This window comes from Pseudomonas fluvialis, assembly GCF_002234375.1.
Taxonomy (GTDB): domain Bacteria; phylum Pseudomonadota; class Gammaproteobacteria; order Pseudomonadales; family Pseudomonadaceae; genus Aquipseudomonas; species Aquipseudomonas fluvialis.
In genome coordinates this window covers 1-12,589 of the sequence record NZ_NMQV01000012.1, presented here as the reverse complement: position 1 = coordinate 12,589, position 12,589 = coordinate 1, and the positions used below count along the sequence as shown (strand labels likewise).

General features: G+C 58.6%; 10 protein-coding genes and 1 other RNA gene. 7 read left to right on the top strand and 4 right to left on the bottom strand.

All coding sequences use genetic code 11. The annotated features are described in order from the left end of the window. Positions 1 to 47 precede the first annotated feature (47 nt). Positions 48 to 587 (top strand): nucleoside 2-deoxyribosyltransferase, encoded by a 540-nt coding sequence (locus CFY91_RS06690; RefSeq protein WP_093985670.1) that lies wholly within the window; start codon positions 48 to 50, stop codon positions 585 to 587. 294 nt (positions 588 to 881) lie between these two features. Here CFY91_RS06690 and CFY91_RS06685 read toward each other — a convergent pair whose 3' ends face one another. From CFY91_RS06685 to CFY91_RS06675, 3 genes are all read right to left on the bottom strand, one after another. Continuing rightward, the gene (locus CFY91_RS06685) at positions 882 to 1,466 is read right to left on the bottom strand and encodes an IMPACT family protein (protein WP_093985575.1); all 585 of its coding nucleotides are present in this window, start codon (positions 1,464 to 1,466) and stop codon (positions 882 to 884) included. Further along, positions 1,466 to 2,119, bottom strand: a complete 654-nt coding sequence (locus CFY91_RS06680; protein ID WP_093985574.1) for a TetR/AcrR family transcriptional regulator — start codon at positions 2,117 to 2,119, stop codon at positions 1,466 to 1,468. The genes CFY91_RS06685 and CFY91_RS06680 overlap by 1 nt, the downstream gene beginning before the upstream one ends. Before the next feature lie 123 nt (positions 2,120 to 2,242). Then, entirely contained in the window at positions 2,243 to 5,152 is a 2,910-nt protein-coding gene (locus CFY91_RS06675; RefSeq protein ID WP_093985573.1) for an ATP-binding protein, read from the bottom strand. A gap of 166 nt (positions 5,153 to 5,318) precedes the next feature. Between CFY91_RS06675 and ssrA the strand changes: the two genes are divergently transcribed. After that, positions 5,319 to 5,675: a transfer-messenger RNA gene (ssrA, locus tag CFY91_RS06670) on the top strand. A gap of 184 nt (positions 5,676 to 5,859) precedes the next feature. Further along, positions 5,860 to 7,116, top strand: coding sequence for an integrase domain-containing protein (locus CFY91_RS06665; RefSeq protein WP_093985572.1), 1,257 nt, complete (start codon positions 5,860 to 5,862; stop codon positions 7,114 to 7,116). 97 nt (positions 7,117 to 7,213) lie between these two features. On the opposite strand, the gene CFY91_RS16405 is transcribed toward CFY91_RS06665, so the two are convergent. Further along, positions 7,214 to 7,306 carry a hypothetical protein gene (locus tag CFY91_RS16405; protein ID WP_371870544.1) on the bottom strand — a complete coding sequence of 31 codons (93 nt, stop codon included), beginning with the start codon at positions 7,304 to 7,306 and terminating at the stop codon, positions 7,214 to 7,216. Positions 7,307 to 7,553: 247 nt separating this feature from the next. Between CFY91_RS16405 and CFY91_RS06660 the strand changes: the two genes are divergently transcribed. Genes CFY91_RS06660 through CFY91_RS06645 form a run of 4 tightly spaced genes read left to right on the top strand, consistent with a single transcriptional unit; the run spans position 7,554 to position 11,859 of the window. Next, positions 7,554 to 8,564, top strand: coding sequence for a nucleotidyltransferase domain-containing protein (locus CFY91_RS06660; RefSeq protein WP_093985571.1), 1,011 nt, complete (start codon positions 7,554 to 7,556; stop codon positions 8,562 to 8,564). After that, positions 8,561 to 10,264: a ThiF family adenylyltransferase gene (locus tag CFY91_RS06655; RefSeq protein WP_133063674.1), complete on the top strand. Its 1,704-nt coding sequence runs from the start codon at positions 8,561 to 8,563 to the stop codon at positions 10,262 to 10,264. Before CFY91_RS06660 ends, CFY91_RS06655 begins: the two co-directional genes overlap by 4 nt. Continuing rightward, on the top strand, positions 10,261 to 10,737 hold the full coding sequence (locus tag CFY91_RS06650; RefSeq protein ID WP_093985569.1) for a Mov34/MPN/PAD-1 family protein: 477 nt from the start codon (positions 10,261 to 10,263) through the stop codon (positions 10,735 to 10,737). The genes CFY91_RS06655 and CFY91_RS06650 overlap by 4 nt, the downstream gene beginning before the upstream one ends. Positions 10,738 to 10,773: 36 nt before the next feature. Next, positions 10,774 to 11,859, top strand: coding sequence for an SAVED domain-containing protein (locus CFY91_RS06645; RefSeq protein WP_093985568.1), 1,086 nt, complete (start codon positions 10,774 to 10,776; stop codon positions 11,857 to 11,859). Positions 11,860 to 12,589 lie beyond the last annotated feature (730 nt).

Sequence of the window (12,589 nt, the reverse complement as noted above, 5' to 3'; positions counted from 1 at the left end):
TGGATCGTGGCATTGTAGGCGTTCAGTCGCCACAGGACAGCCTGCCCATGTTACGTATCTATCTAGCCGGACCGCAGGTATTTCGCCCGGATGCCGTGCGCTACGGCCAGCAGCTCAAGGAAGCCTGCCTGGCCAGCGGTTTTGTCGGCCTGTTTCCGCTGGATAACGCCCTGCCGGATGGGCTGTCTCCGCCACAGCAGGCGCAGTGGATTTACCAGGCCAACCTCGCTCTGTTGCGCCAGGCTGATCTGGTGCTGGCTTGCCTAGAGCCGTTTCGTGGCAGCGAGCCGGACAGTGGCAGCTGTTTCGAGCTGGGTTACGCCGCGGCGCTGGGCAAACCGCTGTTTGGCTATCTGGCTGACCAGGCCAGTTACCGTCAGCGCCTGCTGCGTTTACAGCCACAGTTGGCGGTGCCGGGTGGCTTGCCGCAGGTGGATGCCGAAGGCTGGCAGCTGGAAGATTTCCACTTGCCGCTGAACCTGATGCTGAGCGTTCCGGTGCGCCTGGTGGGGACGGATGTGGAGCAGGCGCTGGCCTGGTTGGCGCGGCAACGCGAGGCGGGCGCGTGGGCTGTGCCGAAAAACTGAGCAGTTGCCTGCAGGCCGCGCCGGACGCTGTGTGCGGGGAGTCTTCCAAGGCTTCTGCACAGAGTTATGCACAGGTGGCGTGGATAACTGGGTTGCTTGGCAAGTTAGCCGTGAATGTTCAGGCAAACGTTCGTTTTGTTTTTGTAATGCAATGAAATTAAAGGGAATTTCACATATTTTAAGCATGCTTTGGTGGCGTTGGTGAAAAGTTGAGCAATGTTCCAGAGGGCCCGCGCAGCCAGTGATGGAGCAGGCTTTCCCGAGGTTATCCACAGGGCTTTGCACAGAAACCCTTCATAACTCACGCAGCGTGCTTTGTCCGCGGCTCAGGCTGTCTAGCAGCTGCTGTAATGCGTTGCGCTGTTCGGCGGGGAGTTGCAGGAGGAGTCTGACGCCCTCGGCCTGGTAATCCTGCTGCAGCACCTGTACCTGCAGGGACGGCAAACGTCCCAGCAGGTGCGCATGCACGGCATGTTCCAACTGGCAGGTCAATTGCAACAGGTGCTGCAGCGGCTGGCGCTGGCCTGCTTGCAGGCATTGGCTGGCGCAGCCCCCGTAGGCACGAATAAGCCCGCCCATGCCCAGGGGGATGCCGCCATACCAGCGGCTGACCAGAACGACCAGTTGGTCGCCGGCAAAGTGCTCAATGGCGGCGAGTATCGGCCGGCCCGCACTGCCGGCCGGTTCGCCATCGTCGCTGCTGCGATATTGCGCAGCGATTTTCCAGGCCCAGCTGTTGTGCGAGGCATCCGCTGCGCGGTGGCTGGCGATGAAGGCCCGCGCCGCTGCCTCGTCGGCTACCGGAGCGGCCTGGGCGAGAAAGCGGCTCTTGCGGATCTCCAGCTGGAAGCGGCTGGGCGCCGCCAGGCTGTAGCGCATCAGACGGGCAGGGCGATGCCGCAGCCTTTGAGGATGATATGGATCAGGTTGTCGGTGGCGAGGGCAAAGTCTTCGCGGGTTTGGCGCTTGCGACCGGTCAGCCGGCAGATCTGGCTGGAGAAGTCGGCATAGTGCTGGGTGCTGCCCCATAGCAGGAAGATCAGATGCACCGGGTCGATGGGGTCCATCTTGCCCTGGTCGATCCAGGCCTGGAACACCGCAGCACGCCCGCGAAACCAGGCCTGGTAATCCTGATTGAAGTGCTCGGACAGGCATTCGCCGCCACTGATGACTTCCATGGCGAAGATCTTCGAGGCTTGCGGCTCGCGGCGGGAGAACTCCATCTTGGCGCGAATGTAGGCGGCCAGGGCCGGTCCGGGTTCGTCGTCGGCGCTGAGATGGCTGAAGGCGCTGTCCCAGAGATCGAGGATGTTGCGCATGACGGCGACATAAAGCCCCAGCTTGTTACCGAAGTAATAGTGCAGATTGGCCTTGGGTAGCCCCACGCGTTGCGCGATGGTGCTCATGCTGGTGCCCTTGAAACCGTGGCGGGCGAACTCTTCGGCGGCGGCGGCAAGGATGGCGTGCTGGTTTTTCTGACGAATACGTCCGGCGGGTTTACTGTCGGTTGGCGCGGATACGGCGACTGTCATGATGCATTCCGGGGTGAGCAGGGTTGTGGCGAGTGCGTTGATACCCTACGCAGGGCCGATGCACAAGCACGAAACAACTGTTCACTGATGTTTTTCTGACGTTTTTTGCCTGGCGGGCCATTTTTATGCCCTTTGTGGCGTTTCGGTCAGCATCTCCTCCGCTAGTCGGCGCAGTTGCTGCAGATCCAGTGGCTTGCCGAGACAGGCCAGGGCGCCCAATCGATGCGCCTGGTCAAACAGTGCCTGGTTGATGCTGGCAGTGACGACCAGAATGGCCATTCGCGCATGGCGTGGGTCCTGCTGCAGGGCTTCCAACAGCTGCATGCCGTTGCCATCCGGCAGGTCCAGGTCGAGCAACAACAGGCGTGGCTGGCGACTGTCGAGGAGCAGGCGAGCGCTGGCCAGGGTGGTGGCGCTTTCTACCTCGGCCATGTCGCGCAACGCCTCCTGGAGTAGGCGCAGGCTGGCGGGGTGATCCTCGATGCACAGGGCGAGCGGTTTGTTGGTCTGTCCTACAGGTTCTTGTAGCGAGTCAGCGGCACAACCGGGCAGATCGATCCAGAAGCGACTACCGCAGCCCGGTTCGCTATGCAGGCCAATTTCGCCGTGCATCAGGCTGGCCAGCTCGCGGCATAGCACCAGGCCGATTCCGGTGCCCGGGATATTCGAGTTCTCCCGCCCCAGGCGCTGGAAGGGAATGAACAGTTGTGCCTGCTGCTCGGCACTGAGTCCCGGGCCGTGGTCTTCGACCCACAGGCGCACGGCATTTTGCCGTACTTCGTAACCGAGGCTGACCAGCCCTTGCGGGCTGTTGTACTTGATGGCATTGGACAGCAGATTGATCAGCACCTGGCGCAGGCGTCGCGGGTCGGCCAGCACGTAGAGTGGTGGTTGCGGCGCAGGCAGCAGCTTGAGTTGCTGGCCATACTGTTGCAGATCGAGTTGTATCAGTTCGGCGCAACTGCTCAGTAGCTCGCCCACGTCTACCGCGCGCAGCTGGAGTTGCTGGCGGCGGCTCTCCAGGCTGGTCAGGTCGAGAATGTCATCGACCACCGCGGTCAGGTGACGACTGGCTGAAACGATTTCCCTTGCGTACGCCGCTTCCGTCTGGCGGGCGCTGTGCTCCTCGGCTTCCAGGGCGATTAGCTGGGCGAAACCCTGGATGGCATTCAGCGGTGTGCGCAGTTCATGGCTCATGCTGGAGAGAAAGCGACGCTGCGCCTGGCTGGCCTGCAGGGCGCGCTCGCTGGCCTGGCGCAAGTCATCTTCGATCTGCTTGAGACGACTGATGTTCACATGCGTACCGGATACCCGCAGCGGCTGGCCCTGGGTATCGCGTTGCAGAACCTGGCCGCGACTGAGCAGCCAGACATACTGTCCCTGGGCGTTGCGGAAGCGGTATTCGGCATCGAACTGGCTGCTGCCGTCCTTGAGGAACTGGCGGCGCAAGTGATCGATTCGTGGCAGGTCATCCGGGTGGATATGGCGATCATAGTCGCGCAGAGCCAAACACGTGCTGGCCAGGCCGTAGCGCAGCCGGAAGTTGTCACTCAGGCACATGCGCTGTTGTGCGAGGTCCAGGTCCCAGACGCTCTCCGTGGTGCTATCCAGCACCAGCTGCAAGTGTCGCTGAGCTTCCTGGCGCTGCGACTCGCTGGCTTGCAACTGCTGCGCCGCCTCGCTCAGGCTGCTGAGCATGTGGTTGATCTCGCGGATACTGCCGGGTGCAGGCGGTTGTTGGAGAGCCCCGCCACCCAGCGCCTGCAACTGGCTGGCCACTTGCTCGAGGGGCGCGGCCAGTTTTCGGCTGAGCTGGCGCGCGCGTAGCCACATGTAGAGAAAGAACAACAGGTAGAACAGCACGAGGCCGGCGATCATCACGAAGCCCAGTTGCTGGTAATGGCTGGCTAGTTGTTGGGTGGTGCTGAAAATGCTCGTCTCGTCGACCACCATCAACAGGTGCCAGCCGGTCTTGCTCACCTTGGCCCAGGCCACCAGCTTGCTCTCGCCGTTCAGCGTGACCTGTTGTACACCCCGAGTATTGCCCGGCTGTTGCGCAGTACCCATCTGCTGCAACAGAGGCTGTAGTTCGCGGTAGCGGGTCAGGCGGAACTGCTCGGGCTTGAGGATCTCCCGGCGCACGGCTTCGGCATAGGAATACTCGGTCAGTTCGCGCAGGGCAAAGTCGCGTTCACCGGCGTCCGGCAGGGCGAGGATTTCATGGCTGTTGCCGATCAGCAGCGCGTAGCCCTGCCAGGGGACCTGCAAGCGGGCGATTTCGCCGAGCATCTGACCAACCGTGATATCCAGACCGGCGACGCCTTCCAGAAAATCGCCGCGATACACCGGGGCAATTACCGACATCATCCAGCCCTGGCCTGCCGGGTCGAGATAGGCGTCGGTCCATACCGCCTGGCGTTGCGGGTTGTGGTGCGCGTCGGCCAGATAATAAAAGTTGTATTCGGGAATCCGCATGTCGTGCGGATACTGTGCCAGCACGTCGAAATACGGATAAATGCGGTTGTAGCTGTCCCAGCTGTTGAAATAAGCCGCCGCTACCTGAGCATTGGCGGCCTTGATCGACGCCAGCAACGGGTCGATCTGCGCCAGGCGCAGTGCTTTGGCGTGATCCTGGCGGGGCAGAGGGGTGCTGTTGGCATAGAACGAGGCGGCTCCGCCGTTGTCGTGCTGGGTATGGAAGACCCCGGCATCACTCACCGCGTGGCGCGCGCGTTCCTCGCGCGTGGGTTGGTAGTGCGGATTATCCAGCGCGTGGCGTACCCCGTCGCGCAAGAGCAGCGCCTGGGCTTCCACTGCACTTAGGCGCGCGTCGATCACCGCGGCTTCACGGCCAATTGCCGTAGCCAGGTCAGACAAGGCGCTGTGCTGCAAATGCTCGATTTGTGCGTCACGCACGGCGGCATTGCTGAACAGGTAGGCGGCAATCAGTACCGATTCGACCAGAATCAGCGGAATCAGCGCGCTCTGAACGAACGCACGCCAGATCCACTGGCGAATGGGGCGCTGTTGCATGCGGGGTAAAGCCTCTTGTTCGGCGCGGGAAAGACCTGAAGTCCTGCAGAAGATAGCCTGCCCTGGCGGCGCCGGATAGCTCCGGGTGCTAACCGCCGGCACTGCCGGTCGACGCCAGGGAACCTTTGCCGTACACTGCGCTCCTAGTAACAAGCACCACAGTTTTGGGGCCGATTAGGATTCGACGCCGGTAACGAAACTTGAGGGGCATGCCGAGTAGGTGACAGTTCTCGTAAATCCGCTGCCACACCTTAATAGTTGCCAACGACGACAACTACGCTCTGGCCGCCTAAGGGCGCCAGCTGACCCTAGGGGATGCCTGTAAACCCGAAGATCTGGTCAGTCATATAGAACAGGATCGCCGCCAAGTACGCTGCAGACGTAACGGCTAAAACTCATGCAGCTCGCTCCAAGCACCCTGCCACTCGGGCGGCGCGGAGTTAACTCAGTAGAGATGGCTAAGCATGTAGAACCGATAGCGGAGAGCTGGCGGACGGGGGTTCAAATCCCCCCGGCTCCACCAAATAACCATCTAAAGACGTCCTCGGACGTCTTTTTTTGTGCCTGAAACCCAGTAAGTACGGGGCTTTCAGCGTTGTCACGATCCGATAGCGTCCAACTGGATCCGCGAAACCCGGTATTCCAAATGGTATTCCAAGCATACAGGTGGTAATTTTTGGAATACCAAAACCTCTCATGGAATACCAATGTGCGCTCAAGCCTCTCGCCTTTCTGAGCTCAAGCTCAAAGCTGCCAAGCCCAAGGAAAAGGATTACATCCTGGTCGACGGTGATGGATTGCAAATGCGAGTGAGAAGCAATGGCTCTAAGCTATGGAATTTCAACTATTACCACCCAGTAACCAAGAAGCGCATCAACATGGGGCTTGGTGCATACCCTGAACTGTCACTTGCCCAAGCAAGGAAAATGACCGTTGAAGCAAGAGAGCTTCTTGCCACCGGCATCGACCCCAAAGAAGAGCGGGACAATCTGAAGCAAGCCAAGAGGGCTGCAACCGAACACACGTTTCAGAACGTAGCTACCGCCTGGTATGAGCTGAAAAAAGACTCCGTGACACAGGCCTACGCCGAGGACATCTGGCGCTCACTGACGCTGCACGTTTTCCCGGACTTAGGTACGACCCCGATCTCAGCCATCAATGCACCACAGGTTATCAACCTGCTTCGGCCGCTCGAAGCCAAGGGCAGCCTTGAGACCGTTAAACGGCTGACACAACGGCTCAACGAAATCATGACCTACGGGGTCAACTCAGGACTGATTCACGCTAACCCGCTCAGCGGTATTCGCTCTGTCTTCAAGAAACCAAAAAAGAAAAACATGGCAGCACTGCCCCCTGATGAGCTGAGCGAGCTCATGGTGGCGATCGCCAATGCCAGCATCAAACGAACGACTCGTTGCCTGATCGAATGGCAGCTTCACACCATGACCCGGCCAGCGGAGGCAGCAACCACTCGCTGGGCAGACATCGACTTCGAAAAGAAAATCTGGACGATCCCAGCTGAGCGAATGAAGAAACGCCGCACGCACATCATTCCGCTAACAGAGCAGGCTCTCGCGTTACTGGAGGCAATCAAACCCTACAGCGGTCACCGTGAATACGTTTTCCCTGCAGACCGGAACCCTCGCACCCACTGCAACAGCCAGACCGCCAACATGGCGCTGAAACGCATGGGTTTCGAAGGACGCCTGGTCAGCCATGGCATGCGCTCAATGGCCAGCACCATCCTCAACGAACACGGCTGGGATCCGGAAATGATTGAGGTAGCGCTTGCCCACGTCGACAAGGACGAAGTTCGCAGCGCATACAACCGGGCGGACTACATCGAGCGGAGACGCCCGATGATGGCTTGGTGGAGCGAACACATTCAGGAGGCGGCGAGGGGCAACCTTTCGATGTCAGCTATCAAAGAAAATCGGGACAGAAAGGTAGTTTCGATACGCTGATTTGTGCCAAATACCGTAAAGCAGACGGTAGTAACAGGCAGAAACCGGCCAGAGGCAGCCGTCCGATAAGGCCCTTCGCGCCTACGTCTGCTGAGTGTTAGAGGACATTCACGATCAAGGGGCCACTGCGGGCGGGGCAGTCCCCATCCTTGACGATAAAACACTCCATACTGTGAATGCCCGCGTACAAGGTGCTTTACGCCTCTCCAGCTGACCGCTTTGAACGATGCCCTCCAAATCCACCTTGGAGTCCTCTCTGTCGGCTGGCGTCAAGCCCCGTATTCAACGCCACTTTTTAACGGTGGGCGAGAAGTACACGTCAGGGAATGTCGAACTGTAGGCCCCTTGAAAAATTTTGTTGTGCCCTTACTTCAGTTAAATGGGGTCTCCTTCTATCCGAAGCTGTCCCCTTGGTCAGCGCAACCTAGGGGGATGACATGCCGGCAGTGCAGAAGCAGTTCGAAGACTTTCATACAGCCATCAAGCTCGACAACGACGACGAGAAGGCCAAGCTGCGCGAGAAGCGTAAGGTCCTGGTTGATGCGCTCGACGCAAATCTCGACGAGGACGTTCCTGCATTTGAGACGTTTAACCAAGGCAGCTATGCCATGCACACCGGCGTGGTCCCGCTGGACGGGAACTACGACATCGATGTGGGGATCATCTTCGACTGCAATCAGAGCAAGTATTCGGACCCCGTTGTTCTCAAAAAGAAGGTCCGCGATGCCCTCGACACGAACGGTCGCACGGTCCTGATTCGTCGGCCCTGCGTGACGGTTAACTACATGCGCGACGGTCTACCGGAGTACCACGTTGATTTGGTCCTATATACCAAGCGTGACGACGGGCTTCTGGCCATCGGCAAAGGCAGGGAAAACTCTGCTCAGGAGTTCCGTTTCTGGGAAGCGGCTGACCCCAAGAAGCTCACCGAACTCATCTGCAGCACGTTCACTGACGACAAGGAGCTTGCGCAGTACCGCCGCTGTATCCGTTACGTCAAGCGCTGGCGTGACGTCCAATTCCGTAATGGCGGTGCGCCACTCAGCATCGCGCTGACCGTTGCCGCTAAACAGTGGTTCAAACCACGATTTGAAGCCTCGGGAAAACCCGCAGATTTGTTGGCCTTGCTTGATTGGGTGACCGTTATCCTCAATCAATTTCAAGGTGCTGTGACTGACGAGGGGTATCATGAGCGGCTGGCGGTCTATCTGCCGGTTACGCCTGGCGGCGACCTGATGGAACGTATGACCAAGCAGCAGATGGAGACCTTCCAATCCAAGCTCGAAGCGCTGCAAGACGCTCTCGACGAGGCCTACAACGAGGACTTGCCTGAAGACGCTTGCAAGGTGCTGACAAAGCAATTTGGCGGTGACTTCAAGGTGCCTGAAAAGGCAGAGACTGCAAAGGCGGCAGTTGCACCCGTCATCAGCACTGGGAACTCGGCTTGACTGCAGCCACGCCGTCTGCACCTTCCCTCACCGATGAAGGCTTCGCTGCAGTTCAGCAGGCCTGTCTGGAGCGCGGGTTGTCTGTCATCAGGCTGGCAGACCCCGCTGATGGTTGGCTGGGCGTGCAAATACAGGGGGGGCAGCAGCCCTGGGAACTCGATGTCAATTGCAAGAGCGATGCTCTTACTCGGCTGCCGAGCATCTCCTTGCGCACCCCCGCTAGGCTGCTCGCCCATGTGGGCTATCACGGCACGGTTTGCGTCAGTGACAACCAAGGGCTATCACTTGATCCCGACCGTCGGTCCGAGATCGTCGCGTTCACAGTTCTTGCAGCGTTCGACCTGCTAGAGAAATGGAATGCAGACGCGGCGGCGAACTCTGATGAATTCTACAACGAACTGGAAGGGTACTGGTTGGGCTTGCCAGGGGCTGTCCGAGCCCGTGCCACGGTTGAAGTTGATGGCAAAGACCGGCTGCTTAAGGCTTATCTGAATACAAAAAAAGGCCCCTCAAAGTGGTACTTCGCAGAGCGTGAGGGTAAGTCGCTTCTGGCATTCGACACCAAGGGCCTTGCGTCGCATCGTGCGCTTTATGTCCATTTGCCTGGGCCTATAGCCCCACCCTTGTACCCAAACAAGCTCGGGCCTGAATTCATTGAGTCAGTTTGTGAGCAAATGACGGCTGAGCAACAGGCTCTCTGGGACCAGCTTGTGGGCCCCTCGAAGAACGGTCCAAAGCATCTGGCGTTGCTGGTTTCAGTGCCTAGAGCTGCTGGCGGTTTTTCTCTCGTTGGCGCCACTTTCGGAGCCAAGGCAGGCAAACTCGACGTTACTGTCCCCGTTACACCGCTAACTGTAAGACGGCACACGCCGTCGTACATGCGTGAGCGGGGAGGCGCTTCGCTCGAACTGCTCAGTAAGCATATAGTGGTGCTTGGTTGTGGCGCCGTTGGCTCTGTAGTTGCTGATTCGCTCGCGTCGACGGGCGTAGGCCGACTTACTCTGGTCGATGGCGACGACTATTCCGAAGACAATGTATTTCGACACATCATCGACCCAAGTTTCATCGACCTACCTAAGGTCATAGGGTTGGGATTCGAGCTCAAGCGCCGCTACCCAGGAATTCAGGTTACTGAAGTGGCTAACTGGGCCCAGGAGTGGCTAAAGACAGCGGATTTTTCGAAAGTTGACGGAGTTGTGTTTGCCTTTGGCCTACCAACTTTAGAACGTTCGTTCTGCCGTGCAATCCGGGCTCGGGCAAAACGGCCATTGCCGATGCTTTTCACATGGCTGGAGCCTCTCGACCTCGGGGGGCACTCAGTTGCATGTTGGACCGAGGAGCCTGGATGTCTCGACTGTCTTTACCGCGACGACGAAGGACAAAATTCATTGCAAGCACGGACGGCCTTCCTAGAACCGAACCAAGCGGTGTCTAAAAATCTTACGGGCTGCTCCAGCGTATTTGTACCGTATAGTGCTTTGCAGTCGCGACGTACGGGCCTAATGGCCGCAGAGCACTTACTTGCAGCACTGAACTCATCAGGCCCGTCGTATCGCTACTGGGTAGGCGAGGGGCGTGTAGCCGCTAAGCAAGGGTTGCGTATAACGCCATGGCGCGACACTGCCAAGTCATTGAACTTTGAAGAAGCCACTTCGCGAGTGTTTGGTCGGCCCTGTAAGCATTGTCGAGGCACCAAATGAAGCTTGTGTTCAAAGTGACCTCGAAACAGCGCCTCATCATCACCAGTCAGGCGGTCGAACAGTTGCTGGCTTATGTCCAAAAAAGGTGTTGGCAGCGTGAAGCGGGGGGGGTGCTTCTGGGGCGGCACTTGCTCGATTCGGAGGACATCGTTGTTGACGAAGTAACTGGCCCTCAGTCCTCTGACCGACGGACTCGCTTCAGTTTCTTCCGCTCCAAAAAGCACGAACACATCGCAAGGGAGCGGTGGCTAGAGGAGACAAATACTCTGGCCTACCTGGGCCTCTGGCATACGCACCCTGAAGACAGCCCGACTCCGAGCCTCATCGACCGGGAGGACTGGCAGCAGGCAGTTGCAAATGACACGTTCGACGGGGCGAGACTGTTTTTCCCCATCGTAGGTCGCAAGGAAATTCGGGTTTGGACAAAGAGCCGGTCCGGTGGCATCAGAGAGCTGAAAAGGGAGAGCAAATGACTCTGGTAAGGCGAAGTGCTTTGTGCGGGAGCGCTCATGCTTAAGCAACTGGCGTACACCATTATCACGCGATTGCTTGATTGGTTCACGAGACCTCGCTCGGCTGGCGTTACGCTCCTCAAGTACGGCACTGGACTGGTAATAGTAACCGCCGGCGCAGACTTCGCGGTCCAGATCAGCCGTCAGGTCAAGGAGGGCGGTTGGTCCTTCTCCTTTGGGGCTGGGGAAGGACTCCCGTTCTGGCTGACCTTGGTCTTTGCCGGGGCCGGGCTCCTCCTTGTTGTCATTGGTGCCATCGTGCTTGTAGCTGAACATCGGCGCGAGCGTCGGCGCCGACTGGTTGTGATTGAAATGCGCGGGTTGCACGCCAGCCCGGACACCCCGGCCGTGGATAAGGTGGTTCCTACGTTCCGAGGCGACCGCCGTCACTTGCTTCTCGATTTCCGCCCTCAAGGCCAGGATGCGCGTGTCGATTCCGGATACTTGTTGGAGCGGGTGTCATCGATGAAAGGCACATTGCAATCACTGGTCGACGGTGCTGACAAGCGTGACGTGCAGGTCGCTATCGGCGGTCTGGCAGCAGTTCCTGCACTGTTCTTAGCGGGGATGCTTATTGATGATGAGTCCCTCGTTCACTTGTACGACTGGGACCGCAGTACAAAGTGTTGGCGTGCAATTGACGGCGCTGATGACTCGGTTAGGTTCCTGCCGATAGAGGGGCTACCTTCCGCTGGAGCCACCTCGGAGGCGATCCTGGTTGTCGAGGCGTCGTACACTGTAAATCAAGCCGACGTTACAGCTTCGTTTACAAGCTCATTGCCGGTAGTGCGCTTGAGAATCGAAACGCCGCTTGCCGACCGTTTTTGGTCCGAACAGAAGCAAGCAGCCTTGGCTGCGCAGTTTAGAGACGCGGTGCAGCAATTGAGCGCTATCGGCGTTCGCAAGCTTCATTTGGTAGTTGCTGCTCCGGCGAGCCTTAGCGTACGCCTGGGAATGAGCTACGACCGGCGCTTGTTTCCTGACGCCGTCGTGTACCAATTCGAGAAGGGCTTGTCTAAGCCGTACCCCTGGGGTTTACAGATGCCAACGGTGGGCAGTTCGGCCGCAATCATTCAGACATAACCAACGTCTACCTGTTCAACTCATCCCCTGAAAATGCCGATTACGAGCCATTACGGAGCGCCCCGGTCACTGTGGATGGCCATAGAGTCATAACCCTTAAGATTGGTTGCATGCCGCAAACCTTGAGCGAATGGGGCAAGAGAGCGCCGAAGCCGATGCCGGCGTTCGTGAGGGCTTCTCGACCAGCTTCGCCCGGCGGAGTAGGTGGCTGGAGCGCGAGCTTAAAGAATTGCACCGGGCCAGTGAGAGACTGAAGTTGGCCAGCGCGCTTTTCGACTTTGCGGAGCTCAACCGATGGATCCTCGACAGGTACCGCGACACCTTCGGGTTGGAAAATCCGCTCACCAATGACTGCTACTGGCCGACAGCAGACGCTGGTGACAGACAGCTACCGGCCAGAAGTGGACGCTGGTAACAAGCATCTATCGCCTAGGTATTGGTTGATGCACTCGAATTACCGATACTGCCAAACGGCCGGCATGGCTTTTGAGGGAGTCGAGACGATGGCAAGGAAGCGTAGGCGCAGCAGCAAGTCCGGCGTATCTGGAGTGATGGTTCTGGGCGCCATAGTGATCGGGCTGCTTGCTTCCATTCCCAAGGGTGTGAATCGCCCCGGCTTTTGTGGAGGCCTCAACTCTTGAGAAGATGAGGCCATGAGAAAGACTACGACCTACTCCCCCGAAGTCCGTGAACGTGCTGTGCGCATGGTTCTGGAACACCTGAACGACTA